Origin of the sequence: Mesorhizobium sp. M1D.F.Ca.ET.043.01.1.1 (assembly GCF_003952385.1) — a bacterium.
Lineage (GTDB): Bacteria > Pseudomonadota > Alphaproteobacteria > Rhizobiales > Rhizobiaceae > Mesorhizobium.
Genome location: NZ_CP034444.1, coordinates 5,367,847 through 5,383,839, shown reverse-complemented (window position 1 = coordinate 5,383,839; position 15,993 = coordinate 5,367,847). Strand labels below are relative to the sequence as shown.

Below are 15,993 nucleotides of genomic sequence, written 5' to 3'. Positions count from 1 at the left end.
CAATCAAAATTACAGCTTCATCCGCCCGTCATGAAATCATGGTCAAGAGCGCGCATGAAGCGCGCGACCTTTAGCGATTCGGCCATGCCGCCCCGCTTCGATCCCGTACCTGCCCGGGTGCGCTGGAGCGAGGCGCGAGCTGCTGCCTGGTTGCCGTCCCGCCACCGCGCGGCCGCGCTCAAGAACCTCTCCAAGGGATCGTCATGCGAATCCTGATGGTCACTGATGCATGGCGGCCGCAGGTCAACGGCGTGGTCCACACGCTGGAGCGGTTGACCGAAACGTTGAAAACCTACGACGTCCAGGTCGATTTCCTGACGCCGAACATCTTCCGCACCTTGCCGCTGCCGACCTATCCGGACATTCGGCTCGCGTTGACGACCCCAGGTCATGTCGCGCGCCTGATCGATGCGCGCAAGGCCGACCATATCCACATCGTCACCGAAGGACCGCTGGGTATCATGGCGCGCCGCTATTGCCGCAAGGCCGGGCGCCCCTTCACCACCAGCTATCACACGCGATTTCCCGAATATCTCAGCGCCCGCCTGCCGGTGCCGGAGAGCTGGGCCTACAACTGGCTGCGCGACTTCCACAATTCCGGACAAGGCACGCTTGTCGCCACGCAGTCGCTGGCGGACGACCTTGCCTCGCGCGGCTTCAACAAGCTGAGACCCTGGACGCGCGGCGTCGACACCGATCATTTCCGGCCGGACAAGCGCAAGGAGACGAGCTTCCCCCGCCCCGTCTTCCTTTGCGTCGGCCGCGTCGCGATCGAAAAGAACCTGACCGCCTTCCTAGACCTCGATCTCCCCGGCAGCAAGGTGGTGGTCGGCGAAGGACCGGAACTGGCGAAGCTCAAGGCCCGCTATCCGAACGTGCATTTCCTCGGCCACCGCCCGAACGACGAACTGGCGGAAATCTATGCCTCGGCCGACGTCTTCGTCTTTCCGAGCCGCACCGACACGTTCGGCAACGTCATCATCGAGGCTTTGGCCAGCGGCACGCCGGTGGCCGCCTATCCGGTGACGGGACCGATCGACATCGTCGGCGACGGCGTTGGCGGGGCCGTGTCCGAGGATCTGGGCGAGGCCGCGCTCAAGGCCCTCCATATCGACCGCGCAGAGGCGCGCCAGCGCGCCATGCGTTACAGCTGGAAGGCCTGCGCCGAGATGTTCCTCGACGTGGTCGAGGAAGCGCTGGGGATGCCGCGCAAGCTGGCGGCCTGACACCCGCATCCGCGGCTCTGCGCGCCCGCTCCGCGTGGATGACGAAGGCCAAAACAATCGACAGCGCTCCGGCCGCAATTGTTGGCCTCTTCAATGCCGCCCACGCGTTCATCTCCTCAGGAAATCCGGAGCTTCGACACGTTGCCAGTGGCTTTGGGCAAGTCTTCCGCGTGAATTTTTGAGATGTTGAGAGATCGTTCGCCGGCGAGCTTTAGTCCCTGTGAACGCGCTTCTTGCGACAGCTTGTGCAACAGTGCCTTACGGTGCATTATTCTGCCTGTGTAGTTCCCTGCGGGGGGTGACGCCGATTTCAACGCTGGACGAGTTGCCTGCCGTATCGCGGAAGCGCCGCGTCTTGCGCATCGGCAAGACGGTTGCGAGGGTGTTCGGCTATTGCCGCGCGAATGCCTGGCCGCTCTTCGTGGCCGCCTGGTTTCCCTGCTTTCTGACGACGCTCTGTCTGGCGGTGCTTACCCTTATTCTTTTTGTCGATCCGGAGCAGGTGCCTACCTGGCTCCTCTCGCGAGGCTTTGCCCCCAGGACTTGGCTTTCCGCCGTCGTTGCCGCGCCGTTCTCGGCGATGGTCTTTGCGTTCGTTCTCGACCGCATGGTTAACGCGCCCGAGCACGGCCATATCGTTGTTCGGCGCGGCATTGAGCGTGTCAAACGCTTCGCTATCCCGGGCGTGCGCTTTGAACTCGGCCAACGGATTCTTTTGGCTGCGTTGGTTCTCGCGGCCGTCCAGCTTTTTTGCGGCTTTGCGGTCGCCGGCGAGCACAGACTGTTTGTTGCCGGCCTGCTGGCCACGCATGACCAGCCGCTCAGCCCCGAGGACGTCGCGTCCTGGGCGATGGCGAGGGGAGTCTTCAACATGCTTGTGGGCGGTTTCATACTTGCCTGGGCATATCTCTTTGTCGGCGATTTTCTCTGGACGGGATCGTTTGATCCAGTCGGGTGCTGGCGCGCGCTCGACGGCAATCGTCTGCGTTTCGTCGCCATAATGTTCATCGTTTTCGCAGCAGTTGCCATACTCAAATATGGGCTGGGCCTCGCCGTAGGCTTGATCCTGATTCCCGCGGATGGCGCGTCGCCTTCCTTCTTGAACCTTATGCTGATGCATTTCGGACTGGCCTGGCCGTTCGACGTCCTGCATCTTGTGCTCTCGGCCGCAACGGTCGGAACCATTCTCGGCGCGTTTCGGCCATCAGCCGTCGCTTCAAATCGGTCGGCTGCGGCGCCATGATGCGCCTGCGAGGCGTCCCGGCTGCGCTCGGCAAGCGTCGGGAATGCCGCGCAAGCCTGGCGGCGTAGCGCCTTTCCCGCCGTCAGTTCAGGCCCGCGGCCCTCAGCAAATCTCTGCTCAAAATCTTCACCGGCTCGGAGCGCAGGACGAGCGAGGTAGTGACGGCACCATGGCGTGCGACCGCATCGACGATACTCTCCAGTCGCTCCGGCGACGGCACAATCACCTTCAGAACGAAACAATCCTCGCCAGTCACGCGATGGACTTCCAGGATCTGAGGCATCTCGGAAAACTGCCGCAGGCAGCGTTGGATATTTTCATGGGTCGTGCGAACCCTGATGACCGCCATCATGCCGAGCCCGAGTTTCTTGGCATCCACGACCGCGTGGTAGCCAGAAATGACACCGCGCTCCTCGAGGCGTTTGACCCGCTCCGAGGTCGCAGGCTGGGAGAGACCGATGCGGCGGCCGAGTTCGGATATGGCGAGCCTGCCGTTCTCCTGTAGCGCTTCGATGATCGACATATCGGTTTCGTCGAGCGGAATCAGCGCTTGAAATGACATCCTGCCTTCAATCCATCGGCTGCAGTGGAATATCTCCGATAATTCCTTGTTCCTCGACCTCATGCAAGCAGGCACAATGGCTGCAGATCGAAGGGGAAGCGGAGAAGGAAAGATCATGAGGCGCTTCGTTATATTGCCAGGCATCGGCGGCTCGGGCGAACGACATTGGCAGACCCTATGGGAGCGTAGCGATCCGGCAATGCGCCGTTTTCGCCCGGCAAGCTGGGACGCGCCCGTTCTTGAGCAATGGATCGACGCGCTCGACGAGGCGGTCGGGGAGGCCGGCCCGTCCTGCATTCTCGTTGCGCACAGCCTCGCCTGCCTGCTCGTCGCGAATTGGAGCGCGCGTTCGAATCTTGCTGCCGCCGGCGCCTTTCTCGTTTCGGTCCCGGATCCCCAATCGGCTGCATTCCCCGTGCAGGCGGCGGCAAGCTTCACCGCCACGCCCGCCGCGCCGCTGCGCTTCCCATCGCTGATCGTCGCCAGCGGCAACGATCCTTTCGGTAGCGTCAACTATCAGCGGTGCCGCGCCAAGCAATGGGCAAGCCGGTTCATCGAGTTGAGCGCGCTGGGGCACATCAACGCCGCAAGCGGTCTAGACGACTGGCCGGAAGGTTTGCGCCTGCTGAGAGAGTTCGCCAACGGCGTCGACCGGCGAGGCTAAAACAATCGCCCGCCGTCCGGCACCTTGCGCTCGATGGCGCCGAGCACGACGGCGCCCTCTTCATCCGGGAAGCCAAGCGTCAGCACTTCCGACATGAATGGGCCGATCTGGCGTGGCGGGAAATTCACCACCGCGAACACCTGCCGGCCGATCAGCGTCTCCGGCGCATAGTATTTGGTGATCTGCGCAGATGACTTCTTCACCCCGATGGCCGGGCCGAAATCGATCTTCAATTTGATTGCCGGCTTGCGCGCTTCCGGGAAAGGCTCGGCCTCGACGATCGTGCCCGCACGGATGTCGACACGGTCGAAATCGGCAAAGCCGATCTCGGGCTTGCGCTCGCTGCTGGAACTCATCGGCAGTGTGGGCTTCGCTCAGGCGTTTCCATGGGTCTCGAAGAGCACGCTGGACAGCGCGTCCTTGGCCGATGTACCCGACCAGACGACGAACTGGAAGGCCTGGAAATAGCATTCGCAGGCTTCGAGCGCCGAGGACAAGAGCACCTCGACCTGCTGGCTGGAAGGCTCGACCCCGCCGGCAAGCAGCAGCGACTGCCGGAACATGATCGCGCCTTCCTGCTCCCACAGGTCGAAATGACCGAACAGCATCTGCTCATTGATCAGCGACAGGAGCCGCATCACTTCGAGCGCGCGCGTTTCCGGCACCTTGATGTCGAAGGCGCAGGCCAGATGGAGCGCCTCGAAATCCTCCATCCAGGAGAAGGAGACGTGATAGTCGGTCCAGCTGCCGGTCACCGAAATCGAGATCTCGTCGTCGCCGGCGCGTTCGAAGGACCAGTCATTGTTGTGGGCCACCTGCTCGATGACATCCACCGGGTGGATTTCGCGGGAGAATTCGAGTTCGAGGAGTTCCATGAATGCTTCCTGTGTTCAGGGGAGCGCCACACGCTCCGCGGGGCACACACGACGAACAATCTTGTCTAGAACTCGGACGGCCAGGGCTTTCCAAACGCAAAGACCCCAACCGGACCCAACCGCCCGGCGCATGATCCGTGCTCCGAATCATGCAACAAATTCAGTCTATTGATCGGGAGTCGCGTGAACAGCCCAATTTTTCGCACTGCGTCATTCGCATGTGGAAAGGCGCTGTCAAAAAGATTCATGCAATGCCGGTAAGCGATTCACGGCAAAGCGATTTTTCGGATCGCGCTTTGTGGAAAAGTTTACGATTATTTTTTTGATCTGGGCTTCGCCGCAGGCGCCGGTGCGGCCTGCCCGGTCAGTTCGGCGAGCTTCGCCTCGAGCGCCTCGATGCGCGCCGCAAGCTGGATGTTGTCTTCCCTGGCCTTGACGGCCATCTCCCGCGCCGCCTCGAACTCCTCGCGCTGCACCACATCCATGGAGTTGAGCAGCCGCTCCGCCTGGCTGCGGAAAGCAGTCTCCATCTCGCGCCGAACGCCCTGAGCGGCGCCCGCCGCGTCCGTCATCAGCTTGGCGAACTCATCGAGAATGCGGTTCGGTCCGTTCGACATGGCAGATCCTCGCTTGCTGGATTTGACGTAGTGGCGCGCAGTGCGGAATGCAAGCGAAGCCTTGCCTTGACCCCGCCAAAACCCTGCCGCATGGTCCGCGCCCGATAGACGACCGCAACCGGGGGATCCCAGTTTGAGCGAATACTTCCTCTTGCCGCTGGCCTCCCTGCCCTTCCCCAACATCGATCCGGTCATCGTCCACATCGGACCGCTGGCCGTGCATTGGTATGGCGTCGGCTACATCGTCGGCATCCTCTTTGCCTGGTGGTACGCCAAGCGGCTCGCCACCAACCCCGGCCTTTGGCCGGACCGCAGGCTGCCTATGAAGCCGGAGGACCTCGACGATTTCATCGTCTGGGCGGCAATCGGCGTGGTGCTCGGCGGACGCACCGGTTACGTGCTCTTCTACGACCTGCCGCGCTACATCGCGCATCCGCTCGACGTCTTTGCCGTCTGGCAGGGGGGCATGTCGTTCCATGGCGGGCTGCTCGGCGTCATCCTCGCCATGACTTTGTTCTCGCTAAAGCGCGGCATCCACACCTGGACGCTGTTCGATGTCGTCTCTGCCGGCGTGCCGGTCGGACTCGGGCTGGTGCGCGTCGCCAATTTCATCAATTCGGAGCTCTGGGGCCGCCCGTCGGACGTGCCCTGGGCGATCGAATTCCCCAATGGCGGCCCGTTTACCCGCCATCCCAGCCAGCTCTATGAAGCGCTGCTCGAAGGCCTTGTGCTGTTCCTGGTGCTGCGCTTCCTCACCCATTCGCGCCTGAAGCTGAAGACGCCGCGCTTCGTCGGCGGCGCCTTCATCTGCGGCTATGGCCTGTCGCGCATCTTCGTCGAGTTCTTTCGCGAGCCCGACCAGCAGCTCGGCTATCTGCTCGGCACCAACTGGCTGACCATGGGCATGATCCTGTCCACGCCCATGGTGCTCGCCGGCATCTGGGCGATGGCGACGGCAAAGCCGATGACGCAAACGCAGCCGGCATGACCCGGCTGAAGGAGCGCATCGTCGGCCTGATCGGCGCCGTGGGGCCGATCCCGGTCAGCGAGTATATGGCGCTCTGCCTGTTCGATCCCGAGAATGGTTATTACACCACGCGCGAGCCCTTCGGCGCCGCCGGCGACTTCGTCACCGCGCCGGAGGTCAGCCAGATGTTCGGCGAGCTCATCGCTGTCTGGCTTTACCAGGCCTGGCAGGGCGCCGGCCGGCCGCTTGCCGTGACCTTCGCCGAGATCGGCCCCGGGCGCGGCACGCTGATGAAGGACATGCTTCGCGTCTGGTCGCGGCTCGACCCGGCGCTTGCCGCCGGCGCTTCCTTTGCCATGGTCGAGACCAGTCCGCGCCTGACCGAAATCCAGCAAGCGACGCTTGCCGGCCAGAGCTCGGCCCTGAGCTGGCACCAGACCATCGACACGCTGCCGCGGCAGCCGCTGTTCATCGTCGGCAACGAGCTGTTCGACGCCGTGCCGATCCGCCAGTTCGTCTATGTCGGCTCGGGCTGGCGCGAACGCATGGTCGGCCTCGACGAGGCCGACAATCTCCACTTCTTCGCCGGCGCCGGCTCCGTCGACCCGACGCTGCTGCCGTCGGGCGCGGCGGACGCGCCGCAAGGCGCGATCATCGAGGTGTCGCCGGCCCGCGCTGCGCTGATGGCCGCAATTGCCGAGCGCATCGCCGGCCATGGCGGCGCCGGGCTGTTCGTCGACTACGGCCATCTTCAGCCCGGCATCGGCGACACATTGCAGGCCCTGCGCAGGCATGGTCACGAAGACGTGCTGGCCAATCCCGGCGAGGCCGATCTCACCGCGCATGTCGATTTCGCGGCGCTTGCCGCAGGCGCCCGCGCGCGCGGCCTCGACGCGGAACTGACCACGCAGGGCGAATTCCTGCTCGGCTTGGGTCTGCTCGAGCGCGCCGGCGCACTCGGCGCAAAGGCCGACGACAGCGAGCGGCAGACGATTTCCGACGCCGTCGAACGCCTCGCCGGCCCCGATGCAATGGGTAAGCTGTTCAAGGTGATGACGATCAAGCCGGCGGCGAAAACGGGCTGACATCGGCAACCAACCCGTGCAAGCTGGTCCTGCCACTTGCCCGAAACTCGCCTTGACGAAACGGCCCGCGCGGACAACAAACCCATCCATGCTGAATCAGACCAGACCCGATCCAGTACGCTCGCCTCTGCTTGAGAGGGCCCAGGGCATCCGTCACGGTTACTTCACCCGTATTGGCGGCGTCTCCGGCGGCATCTTCCAGGGCCTCAACATCGGCACGGGCTCAAGTGACGACCAGACACTGGTCGCCGAGAACCGTCGCCGTGTTGCCGACTGGATGGGCGTGCCGGCAGATCATCTCCTCACCGCGCACCAGGTCCATTCCCCCGATGTCGTCATCGCCAGGGAGCCTTTCGCGAGCCCTCGCCCCAAGGCCGATGCCATCGTCACCGACCGGCCAGGGATCGCCGTCGGCGCCTCCACGGCCGATTGCGGCCCGGTCTTGTTCGCCGACGCCGAGGCCCGTGTCATCGGCGCGGCACACGCCGGCTGGAAAGGCGCATTCACCGGCGTGCTCGAAAACACCATCGCCGCGATGGAAGGTCTCGGCGCCCGCCGCGGGCGCATCGTCGCCGTGCTCGGCCCTTCCATCGGTCCCGACAATTACGAGGTCGGGCCCGAATTCGTCGCCCGCTTCGTCGAGGCCGACGCCGGCAATAAGCGCTATTTCAGGCCGTCGGCCAGTCCCGGCCACTCGATGTTCGACCTCAACCGATATACGGTCGACCGGCTGCTGAGCGCCGGCGTGACCGCGGAAGGCCTCGGCCGCTGCACTTACGCGGAAAAAGATCTTTTCTATTCCTACCGGCGCACCACTCACCGCAAGGAAGCGGATTACGGGCGCCAGGTTTCTGCAATCGTTCTGGAGAAAGAGTAATGGCGCTGCATTTCGAACGTTCGGAATTCGACGCGCGGCGCGACCGGCTGCTGATCGAGATGGCCGAGAAGAAGCTCGACGCCGTGCTTCTGTTCGCGCAGGAGAGCATGTACTGGCTGACCGGCTACGACACGTTCGGCTTCTGCTTCTTCCAGTGCCTGGTGGTGAAGGCCGACGGCTCGATGGTGCTGCTCACCCGCTCGGCCGACCTGAGACAAGCGCGCCACACCTCGACCATCGAGAACATCATGTTGTGGACCGATCGCGACGGCGCCAATCCCGCGATCGACCTGCGCAACCTGCTCAACGACCTCGATCTGCTTGGCGCCCGCATCGGCGTCGAATACGACACGCATGGCCTGACCGCCTACAATGGCCGCCGCGTGGACGAGCAGCTGCAGACCTTCGGCCAGATCGCCGATGCGTCCGGCATCGTCGGCCGGCTGCGGCTCTTCAAGAGCCCGGCCGAGATCGCCAAGGCGGAAAAGGCGGCAGGTCTGTCCGACGATGCGCTCGATGCCGCCTTGCCGCTGATCAAACAGGGCGGCGACGAGGGCCTTGTCCTTGCCGCCATGCAAGGTGCCGTTTTTGCCGGCGGCGGCGACTATCCAGCCAACGAGTACATCATCGGTTCCGGCGCCGACGCCTTGCTTTGCCGCTACAAGGCCGGGCGCCGTAAGCTTACCAAGAACGACCAGCTGACGCTCGAATGGGCGGGCGTCTTCCATCACTACCACGCTCCGATGATGCGCACGGTTTTGACCGGCAAGGTCTCGAAGCGCCATCAGGAGCTGTTCGATGCTGCCCGCGCCGCGCTGCTCGCGGTCGAGAAGGCGATGACACCGGGCAACAGTTTCGGTGACGTTTTCGACGCGCATGCCCGCACGCTCGAGGCGCATAATCTGACCAAGCACCGGCTGAATGCCTGCGGCTACTCGGTCGGCGCCCGCTTCACGCCATCCTGGATGGATATGCCGATGTTCTACCAGGGCAATCCGGAGCCGATCGCGCCCAATATGACGCTGTTCGCGCACATGATCATCATGGATTCCGAAACCGAAACCGCGATGACGCTTGGCCGCACCTACCTCACCACGGAATCGGCGCCGAAGCCGCTCTCCCGCGATGATCTCGACTTGATCGTACAGTGAATCCATAATGATTGGTTCACGCGGGGGCGTCGTCAGCAGGGAGTTTTCAGGCAAATGAGACGATCGCAGGTGACGACCGTGTCATTGCTTGCGGCGCTGGCGCTTGCCGCTTGCACCAACGCCAAGGACGTCCTCGATCCTTCCGCGGTCAAGCCGCCGGCGGATTCGGCCCAGGCTCTGCCGGCCACCCAAGGTACATCGGCCACCACGTCCCCGACCACGACCTCGCCGGCTCCCGCGGCGACGGCGGCAGCCTCGGCATCCGCCACGCCGGCCCAGACCGCCGCCCTTGCCAAGACCCGCCTGCAGGTGGCGCCGATCGTCGGCGCCTCCGTGGAGGCCGCGGCGCCGCTGACAGCGGAACTGCAGGCGCGCGCCAGGCAGCGCGGCGTGACGCTCGTCGGCAGCACCGACCAGACCGCGACGCATGTGCTGAAAGGTTATTTTTCGACGATGACCGAGGGCAAGGACACCACCGTCATCTATGTCTGGGACGTCTACGACCCGTCGGGCAACCGCCTGCATCGCATCAACGGCCAGCAGAAGGCGCCTTCCGTCGGCAGCGCCGAGGGCTGGTCGTCGGTCGCGCCCGCGACCATGCAGGCGATCGCCGATCAGACGATCGACCAGTTCACGGCGTGGCTCGGCAGCGGTGGCGCCGGCTAGTGCGATCTGTTGTGTTGCCGGCTTGCGATGCAGCGGGCCTTTGTTGCGCCTTGTCGAAGGATTCCCGATCACGAGGCTTGCAATACCGGCGCGGGCCGCTAAAAGCCCGCATCAAAGGCTCATGAGAGTCTGTCTGGTCTCTCCATCCTTCACCAGGAACGGTGCATGAAGCTTTTCGCGGGCAATTCCAACAGGGTGCTGGCCGAAGCGGTCGCTCGCTATCTCAACATTCCGCTGGGTAAGGCCAGCGTCAGGCGTTTCGCCGATCAGGAGATCTTCGTCGAGATCCAGGAGAACGTGCGCGGCGAGGATGTCTTCATCCTGCAGTCGACCTCCTATCCGACCAACGACCACCTGATGGAACTGCTCATCATGATGGACGCCTTCATGCGCTCCTCGGCAAGGCGCATCACGGCGGTCATCCCCTATTTCGGCTACGCCAGGCAGGACCGCCGCGCTTCCGGCCGTACGCCGATCTCGGCCAAGCTCGTCGCCAACATGATCACCCGCGCCGGCGCCGACCGCGTGTTGACGCTCGACCTGCATGCCGGCCAGATCCAGGGCTTCTTCGACATCCCGACCGACAATCTGTTCTCGGTGCCGGTGATGGCCCGCGACGTGAAGGCGAAATACAAGCAGCTCGGCAACGTCGTGGTGGTGTCGCCCGACATCGGCGGCGTGGTGCGGGCGCGCGCGCTGGCCAAGCGCTTCGACGCTCAGCTCGCCATTGTCGACAAGCGCCGTGAGCGCCCCGGCGAATCCGAGGTCATGAACATCATTGGCGCCGTGGCCGGCAAGGACTGCCTCTTGATCGACGACATCGTCGATTCCGGCGGCACGCTCTGCAACGCGGCCGATGCGTTGCTCGCCAACGGCGCGACCAGCGTCACCGCCTACATCACCCATGGCGTGCTCTCGGGCGGCGCCGTCGCCCGCATCGCCGGCTCGAAGCTGCAGGAACTGGTGATCACCGATTCCATCCAGCCGAGCCAGGCCGTGCTCGACGCGCCCAACATCCGCGTCATCTCGATCGCCGACCTGATGGGCGAGGCGATCTCGCGCACAGCCACCGAGGAATCGGTCTCGAGCCTGTTCGACTAAACCGCGGGGGTTCCGGTACGGACCGGACCGCTCGGCCGCTTTGTCCCCTCGCCCGCCTCGCGCGCGCCGCGCATATAGCCGCGCGGCGAGGCGCCTAACATGCGCTTGAACATGGTGATGAAGGCCGGCACGCTGTCGTAGCCGAGGTCGAGCGCCACGCGTGTGATCGGTTCGCCGTCGGCGAGCCTCGGCAGCGCAGCGAACAGGCAGGCCTGCTGGCGCCATGTCGACAGCGACAGCCCGGTCTGGCGATGGAAGGCGCGGGTGAAGGAGCGCCGGCTCATGCCCGCGGCATCCGCCCATTCGTCGATCGTGGCATGCGGCGACGGTGCCGCCACAAAGCGCCGGCAGAGCGCAGCGAGCTTCGGGTCCGACGGGAAAGGCAGGCCGAGCGGCCGTTCCGGCAGGTTCGGGATCTCGTGCAGCAAAAGCCCCATGATCAGCCCGGCGCGTCCTTCGAGCTCGCCGCCCTGCGGCAGCTTCTCCGATTCCACGATCAGGCTGTGCATCAATTCGGTGATGCCGACGACGCGAAGTCCCTCCGGCAGTCCGGGAATGGCGTCCGGCACCACATAGACCGAGCGCATCGAGACATCGCCCAGCATCTCGACGGAATGCTCGATGCCGGCCGGTATCCACATCGCATGGTCGGGCGGCACCATCCAGCGGCCGTGCTTCGTCGTCACCAGCACCACGCCGACCAGCGCATGCAACAATTGGCTGCGGTTGTGGCGATGCAGCGGCACGTGGTAGCCGTCGGGATATTCGGTCGGCAGCGCGACCGCCGGTCCGACCGCCTCTTCCAGCCACTGCCAGCGGCTTTCGTGCAGCCGGCCGAGCTCGGCGGCGTCACCCCTGAAGATTTCCCGGCCATGCGGCATCGGATGTGGCCCACTTGCGAAACTATTGGACCAAACCACGAAAGAAGTCGCCATTCAAGCAGACTATAAGGCAAGCGTCCCAAGACTGCCTGCGGCTCGCCGCCAAAAAGACCACGGAGCATTGCCTTGACCGATACGACAGCCACGTCCGTCGCCGCACCGGCGACGGCAAGCAACATCTCGGCGCAAGCGACGGCCTTCACCGTCATTCTCGCGGTGAGCTTCTGCCACTGCGTCAACGACATCATGCAGTCGCTGCTTTCGGCTATCTATCCGCTGCTCAAGGACAATTATGGTCTCGATTTCTGGCAGATCGGCCTTTTGACCTTCACCTTCCAGGTGACGGCCTCGCTGCTGCAGCCGGTGATCGGCATGATCACCGACAAGCGGCCGATGCCCTATTCCTTGCCCTGGGGCATGGCCTCGTCGCTGGTCGGGCTGGTGGTGCTTGCTCATGCCGGCCACTACTGGCTGCTGCTCATCGGCGCCTCGCTGATCGGCATCGGCTCGGCGATCTTCCATCCGGAATCCTCGCGCATCGCTCGCTTCGCCTCCGGCGGCCGCTTCGGCCTGGCGCAGTCGCTGTTCCAGGTCGGCGGCAATTTCGGCCAGGCGATGGGACCGTTGCTCGCCGCCTTCATCGTCGTGCCGTTCGGCCAGACCAGCATTTCCTGGTTCGCCGTCGGCTCACTGATCGGCATCGTCGTGCTGTGGCAGGTCGGCGGCTGGTACAGCCGGCTGCGCGCCTCGATGGCCACCCGCAAGCAGGCGGCCCATGTCTCGCCCTTCCCGCGCAGCAAGGTCATGTGGGCTTTGGCGGTGCTGACGCTTCTGGTGTTGACCAAGAACGCCTATATCGCCTCGCTCTCCAGCTACTACACCTTCTATGCCATCCATAAGTTCGGCGTTTCGGTGCAGATGTCGCAGGTGATGCTGTTCCTGTTTCTCGGCGCTTCCGCGCTGGGCATCCTGCTCGGCGGTCCGTTTGGCGACCGCTACGGACAGAAGGCGATGATCTGGTTCTCGATCGTCGGCGTGCTGCCCTTCACGCTGGCCCTGCCCTACGCCAATCTGGAATGGACGATGGTGCTCACAGTGCTGATCGGCCTCATCCTGTCGTCCGCCTTCTCCAACATCGTCGTCTTCGCGCAGGAACTGGTGCCCGGCCGCGTCGGCATGATCGCCGGCATCTTCTTCGGCTTCGCCTTCGGCATGGGCGGCATCGCGGCCGCAGTGCTCGGCGTCATCGCCGACTTGAAGGGCATCGACTTCGTCTACCAGATCTGCTCCTACCTGCCCTTGCTCGGCCTGCTGACGGTGTTCCTGCCGAACATGAATGAAGCTAGGAAGGCGCACGCGGCTGCCAGTTAAAAACCGCCGATCTTCAGGACATGAATAAGGGCATGGCAGCTGCCGCGCCCTTATCGATTCCTCCCCACACGCCAGGTGAAAAGCCTGTTAGAGCAATTCCAGGAAAAGTGTGTAACGGTTTTCCGTCTGGAATTGCGTAAAAACAAATAGTTAGAGCAGTTCAGCGTTTCCGTGAAACGATGAACTGTTCTAGTGTTCGAAACGCGTGCGCGGGCGACGCTGCCGCAGATAACTCAATGTCTCTGGAGAATGATATGCGCAAGATCGTGTTGGCCGTGTTGGGCGTGCTTCTTGTAACCTTGCCGGCTACGGCACGCATCGTTCCTTTTCCGCCCGGTTTCAAGACGCAGTCCGTCGAAACCAACAGCACGAGCCTCTATGTGCGCGTCGGCGGCAAAGGTCCCGCGGTCGTGCTGCTGCACGGCTTTGCCGATACTGGAGACATGTGGGGCGCGGCGGCGGCGGCGCTCGCAAAGGACCATACTGTCATCGTGCCGGACCTGCGCGGCATGGGTCTGTCCGCTCACCCTGAAGCGGGCTACACCAAGAAGAACCAGGCCGTCGATATCGCCGGCGTGCTGGATGCCTTGAAGATCGACAAGGCAGATCTGGTCACGCACGACATCGGCAACATGGTCGGCTATGCGCTTGCTGCGCAATATCCCAAGCGCATCACCAAATGGGTCATCATCGATGCGCCGCTGCCCGGAATAGGTGAGTGGGAAAAGATCAAGCAAAGCCCGCTGCTTTGGCACTTCAACTTCCGTGGCCCGGATATGGAGCGGCTGGTCGCGGGGCGCGAGCGCATCTATCTCGACCGCTTCTACAACGAACTGTCGGCCGACCCGAAGAGGATCGATGAGGCCACGCGCAAGCACTATGCCAAACTCTATGCACGCCCGCATGCGATGCATGACGCTTTCGAGCAGTTCAAGGCCTTTGATCAGGACGCGATCGACAACCAGGCGATGCTCGCCGCTGGCGGCAAGCTGACCATGCCGGTGCTGGCTGTTGGCGGGGAAAAGTCCGCCGGCACCACGCAGGCCGATATCTTGCGGCTTGTTGCGACCGATGTCACAGGCGGCATCGTGCCCAACTCCGGTCATTGGATCATGGAGGAAAACCCCGACGCCACCGTCAAGCTGATCACTGGTTTTCTGGCCAGATAGGCACTTGTCCCGCGGACATTGTCGATGAAAGTACAAAGACACCCGCCTGACGGCGGGTGCCTTGTCTATCCAACTGGACGATTCTAGGCCTTGAAGAACGCCAAGAGGTCCGCGTTGATCACGTCCGCATGGGTGGTCGCCATGCCGTGCGGAAGACCCTTGTAGACCTTGAGCTCGCCCTTCTTGAGCAGCTTGATCGCAAGCAGCGCGGAATCGGCGATCGGCACGATCTGGTCGTCGTCGCCATGCATGACCAGCACCGGCACCTCAATCTTCTTCAGGTCCTCGGTGAAGTCGGTTTCCGAGAACGCCTTGATGCAGTCGTAGTGCGCCTTGGCGCCGCCCATCATGCCCTGGCGCCACCAATTGTCGATCACGCCCTCCGACACCGTCGCGCCCGGACGGTTGAAGCCGTAAAATGGGCCGGCCGGAACGTCGCGGAAGAACTGGGCGCGGTTGGCCGTCAGCGCCGCGCGGAATCCGTCGAACACCTCGATCGGCAGGCCGCCGGGATTGGCATCGGTCTTGAGCATGATCGGCGGCACCGCGCCGATCAGCACCGCCTTGGCGACGCGGCCGCCGGAACCGTATTGCGCGACATAGCGCGCCACCTCGCCGCCGCCGGTCGAATGGCCGACATGGATGGCGTCCTTGAGGTCGAGATGCGAAACAAGCGCCGCCACATCGGCGGCATAGGTGTCCATCTCGTTGCCGGTGTCCGTCTGGCTGGAGCGGCCGTGGCCGCGGCGGTCATGGGGGATGACGCGGTAGCCTTGTGCCAGGAAGAACAGCATCTGGGCGTCCCAGTCGTCGCTGCTCAGCGGCCAGCCGTGATGGAAGACGATCGGCTGGCCGGTCCCCCAGTCCTTGTAGTAGATCTGCGTTCCGTCCTTGGTGGTGATCGTGCCGCTGCCGGAGCCGGCCTTGGTCTGCGAAGCTTCAGTCATCTCCATCTCCTATTATTTTCGCGATAAGCAATATCGCGATAACGATATCCGTAATGCCATCGAGCCCGCTTGTCCACAAAAATATATATCACGATAACATTTTCCGTGGTACATATTCAGTGCTCAGTCGGCAAAAGGAACGCGTCGTGCCTCTTCCCTTGGACAATCAGCTCTGTTTCACGCTTTACGCCACCAGCATGACAATCAATCGTACCTACAAGCCCATGCTTGACGAGATGGGGATCACCTATCCGCAATATCTGGTGCTCAACGCGCTGGGCGAGGCCGACGGCATGTCGGTCGGCAGCATCGCGCAGCGGCTCGCCCTGGAATCGAGCACCATCACGCCGCTGGTGAAACGCATGGAACAGGCTGGCCTGGTCACCCGGCACCGCAGCCAGACCGACGAACGCCAGGTGCAGGTCGACCTGACCGCCGCCGGACGGGCGCTGCTCGTCCAGTGCAATTGCTTGAACGAGACCCTGATCGAACGCTCTGGCATGACGCTGGACGAGCTCGATGCCCTGAACCGGCAGGTCCAGGCGCTGCGCAATGCGTTGAAAGGGGACTTGGCCGACGCCGGCTGACGCT

At 63.5% G+C, this 15,993-nt stretch carries 19 protein-coding genes; 13 read left to right on the top strand and 6 right to left on the bottom strand.

Features of this window, described 5'->3' with window-relative positions:
- The first annotated feature begins 54 nt into the window (after positions 1-54).
- From EJ067_RS34740 to EJ067_RS26090, 3 genes are all read left to right on the top strand, one after another.
- Positions 55-216 (top strand): hypothetical protein, encoded by a 162-nt coding sequence (locus tag EJ067_RS34740; protein WP_189510106.1) that lies wholly within the window; start codon positions 55-57, stop codon positions 214-216.
- Complete coding sequence (locus tag EJ067_RS26095; RefSeq protein ID WP_126088054.1) at positions 204-1,226, top strand: glycosyltransferase family 1 protein; 1,023 nt, start codon at positions 204-206, stop codon at positions 1,224-1,226. The genes EJ067_RS34740 and EJ067_RS26095 overlap by 13 nt, the downstream gene beginning before the upstream one ends.
- A 355-nt stretch (positions 1,227-1,581) precedes the next feature.
- Positions 1,582-2,469 carry a hypothetical protein gene (locus EJ067_RS26090; protein ID WP_245468044.1) on the top strand — a complete coding sequence of 296 codons (888 nt, stop codon included), beginning with the start codon at positions 1,582-1,584 and terminating at the stop codon, positions 2,467-2,469.
- A gap of 82 nt (positions 2,470-2,551) precedes the next feature.
- On the opposite strand, the gene EJ067_RS26085 is transcribed toward EJ067_RS26090, so the two are convergent.
- A complete protein-coding gene (locus EJ067_RS26085; protein WP_126088052.1) occupies positions 2,552-3,031 on the bottom strand; it encodes an Lrp/AsnC family transcriptional regulator in 480 nt (159 codons plus the stop codon).
- Positions 3,032-3,092: 61 nt separating this feature from the next.
- Between EJ067_RS26085 and EJ067_RS26080 the strand changes: the two genes are divergently transcribed.
- Positions 3,093-3,695, top strand: a complete 603-nt coding sequence (locus EJ067_RS26080) for an alpha/beta fold hydrolase (RefSeq protein ID WP_126089745.1) — start codon at positions 3,093-3,095, stop codon at positions 3,693-3,695.
- Here the strand turns inward: EJ067_RS26080 and EJ067_RS26075 are convergent.
- The 3 genes from EJ067_RS26075 to EJ067_RS26065 all read right to left on the bottom strand — a co-directional run bounded on the left by EJ067_RS26075 (position 3,692) and on the right by EJ067_RS26065 (position 5,187).
- The gene (locus tag EJ067_RS26075) at positions 3,692-4,051 is read right to left on the bottom strand and encodes a tRNA-binding protein (RefSeq protein WP_126088051.1); all 360 of its coding nucleotides are present in this window, start codon (positions 4,049-4,051) and stop codon (positions 3,692-3,694) included. The genes EJ067_RS26080 and EJ067_RS26075 overlap by 4 nt on opposite strands.
- 18 nt (positions 4,052-4,069) lie before the next feature.
- The gene (locus EJ067_RS26070; RefSeq protein WP_040970944.1) at positions 4,070-4,570 is read right to left on the bottom strand and encodes a YbjN domain-containing protein; all 501 of its coding nucleotides are present in this window, start codon (positions 4,568-4,570) and stop codon (positions 4,070-4,072) included.
- A 314-nt stretch (positions 4,571-4,884) separates the two neighbouring features.
- The gene (locus tag EJ067_RS26065) at positions 4,885-5,187 is read right to left on the bottom strand and encodes an accessory factor UbiK family protein (protein WP_126088050.1); all 303 of its coding nucleotides are present in this window, start codon (positions 5,185-5,187) and stop codon (positions 4,885-4,887) included.
- A gap of 133 nt (positions 5,188-5,320) precedes the next feature.
- Between EJ067_RS26065 and lgt the strand changes: the two genes are divergently transcribed.
- The 6 genes from lgt (at position 5,321) to EJ067_RS26035 (ending at position 11,034) form a co-directional block, all read left to right on the top strand.
- Positions 5,321-6,175: a prolipoprotein diacylglyceryl transferase gene (lgt, locus tag EJ067_RS26060; RefSeq protein ID WP_126088049.1), complete on the top strand. Its 855-nt coding sequence runs from the start codon at positions 5,321-5,323 to the stop codon at positions 6,173-6,175.
- Positions 6,172-7,239, top strand: a complete 1,068-nt coding sequence (locus EJ067_RS26055) for a class I SAM-dependent methyltransferase (protein WP_126088048.1) — start codon at positions 6,172-6,174, stop codon at positions 7,237-7,239. Before lgt ends, EJ067_RS26055 begins: the two co-directional genes overlap by 4 nt.
- A gap of 88 nt (positions 7,240-7,327) precedes the next feature.
- Positions 7,328-8,116, top strand: a complete 789-nt coding sequence (gene pgeF / locus EJ067_RS26050; RefSeq protein ID WP_126088047.1) for a peptidoglycan editing factor PgeF — start codon at positions 7,328-7,330, stop codon at positions 8,114-8,116.
- Positions 8,116-9,267 (top strand): Xaa-Pro peptidase family protein, encoded by a 1,152-nt coding sequence (locus EJ067_RS26045; protein WP_126088046.1) that lies wholly within the window; start codon positions 8,116-8,118, stop codon positions 9,265-9,267. The genes pgeF and EJ067_RS26045 overlap by 1 nt, the downstream gene beginning before the upstream one ends.
- Before the next feature lie 54 nt (positions 9,268-9,321).
- A complete protein-coding gene (locus EJ067_RS26040) occupies positions 9,322-9,933 on the top strand; it encodes a hypothetical protein (protein WP_126088045.1) in 612 nt (203 codons plus the stop codon).
- A 165-nt stretch (positions 9,934-10,098) separates the two neighbouring features.
- Complete coding sequence (locus tag EJ067_RS26035; protein ID WP_112098911.1) at positions 10,099-11,034, top strand: ribose-phosphate pyrophosphokinase; 936 nt, start codon at positions 10,099-10,101, stop codon at positions 11,032-11,034.
- Here the strand turns inward: EJ067_RS26035 and EJ067_RS26030 are convergent.
- The gene (locus tag EJ067_RS26030) at positions 11,031-11,915 is read right to left on the bottom strand and encodes a helix-turn-helix transcriptional regulator (protein WP_126088044.1); all 885 of its coding nucleotides are present in this window, start codon (positions 11,913-11,915) and stop codon (positions 11,031-11,033) included. The two genes, EJ067_RS26035 and EJ067_RS26030, sit on opposite strands and share 4 nt — an antisense overlap.
- A 126-nt stretch (positions 11,916-12,041) precedes the next feature.
- Between EJ067_RS26030 and EJ067_RS26025 the strand changes: the two genes are divergently transcribed.
- Positions 12,042-13,286 carry an MFS transporter gene (locus EJ067_RS26025; RefSeq protein WP_189510104.1) on the top strand — a complete coding sequence of 415 codons (1,245 nt, stop codon included), beginning with the start codon at positions 12,042-12,044 and terminating at the stop codon, positions 13,284-13,286.
- A gap of 254 nt (positions 13,287-13,540) precedes the next feature.
- Positions 13,541-14,455: an alpha/beta hydrolase gene (locus EJ067_RS26015; protein ID WP_126088042.1), complete on the top strand. Its 915-nt coding sequence runs from the start codon at positions 13,541-13,543 to the stop codon at positions 14,453-14,455.
- Positions 14,456-14,538: 83 nt separating this feature from the next.
- Here the strand turns inward: EJ067_RS26015 and EJ067_RS26010 are convergent, their stop codons facing one another.
- A complete protein-coding gene (locus tag EJ067_RS26010; protein WP_126088041.1) occupies positions 14,539-15,402 on the bottom strand; it encodes an alpha/beta hydrolase in 864 nt (287 codons plus the stop codon).
- A 146-nt stretch (positions 15,403-15,548) separates the two neighbouring features.
- Here EJ067_RS26010 and EJ067_RS26005 point away from each other — a divergent pair, with 146 nt between their 5' ends.
- Positions 15,549-15,989, top strand: coding sequence for a MarR family transcriptional regulator (locus tag EJ067_RS26005; protein WP_126088040.1), 441 nt, complete (start codon positions 15,549-15,551; stop codon positions 15,987-15,989).
- Positions 15,990-15,993: the final 4 nt, after the last annotated feature.

Coding starts and splice junctions, on each gene's coding strand:
- EJ067_RS34740 (WP_189510106.1), top strand. CDS start 55: ATGAAGCGCGCGACCTTTAGCGATTCGGCCATGCCGCCCCGCTTCGAT.
- EJ067_RS26095 (WP_126088054.1), top strand. CDS start 204: ATGCGAATCCTGATGGTCACTGATGCATGGCGGCCGCAGGTCAACGGC.
- EJ067_RS26085 (WP_126088052.1), bottom strand. CDS start 3,031: ATGTCATTTCAAGCGCTGATTCCGCTCGACGAAACCGATATGTCGATC.
- EJ067_RS26080 (WP_126089745.1), top strand. CDS start 3,093: ATGCAAGCAGGCACAATGGCTGCAGATCGAAGGGGAAGCGGAGAAGGA.
- EJ067_RS26075 (WP_126088051.1), bottom strand. CDS start 4,051: ATGAGTTCCAGCAGCGAGCGCAAGCCCGAGATCGGCTTTGCCGATTTC.
- EJ067_RS26070 (WP_040970944.1), bottom strand. CDS start 4,570: ATGGAACTCCTCGAACTCGAATTCTCCCGCGAAATCCACCCGGTGGAT.
- EJ067_RS26065 (WP_126088050.1), bottom strand. CDS start 5,187: ATGTCGAACGGACCGAACCGCATTCTCGATGAGTTCGCCAAGCTGATG.
- EJ067_RS26055 (WP_126088048.1), top strand. CDS start 6,172: ATGACCCGGCTGAAGGAGCGCATCGTCGGCCTGATCGGCGCCGTGGGG.
- pgeF (WP_126088047.1), top strand. CDS start 7,328: ATGCTGAATCAGACCAGACCCGATCCAGTACGCTCGCCTCTGCTTGAG.
- EJ067_RS26045 (WP_126088046.1), top strand. CDS start 8,116: ATGGCGCTGCATTTCGAACGTTCGGAATTCGACGCGCGGCGCGACCGG.
- EJ067_RS26040 (WP_126088045.1), top strand. CDS start 9,322: ATGAGACGATCGCAGGTGACGACCGTGTCATTGCTTGCGGCGCTGGCG.
- EJ067_RS26035 (WP_112098911.1), top strand. CDS start 10,099: ATGAAGCTTTTCGCGGGCAATTCCAACAGGGTGCTGGCCGAAGCGGTC.
- EJ067_RS26030 (WP_126088044.1), bottom strand. CDS start 11,915: ATGCCGCATGGCCGGGAAATCTTCAGGGGTGACGCCGCCGAGCTCGGC.
- EJ067_RS26015 (WP_126088042.1), top strand. CDS start 13,541: ATGCGCAAGATCGTGTTGGCCGTGTTGGGCGTGCTTCTTGTAACCTTG.
- EJ067_RS26010 (WP_126088041.1), bottom strand. CDS start 15,402: ATGACTGAAGCTTCGCAGACCAAGGCCGGCTCCGGCAGCGGCACGATC.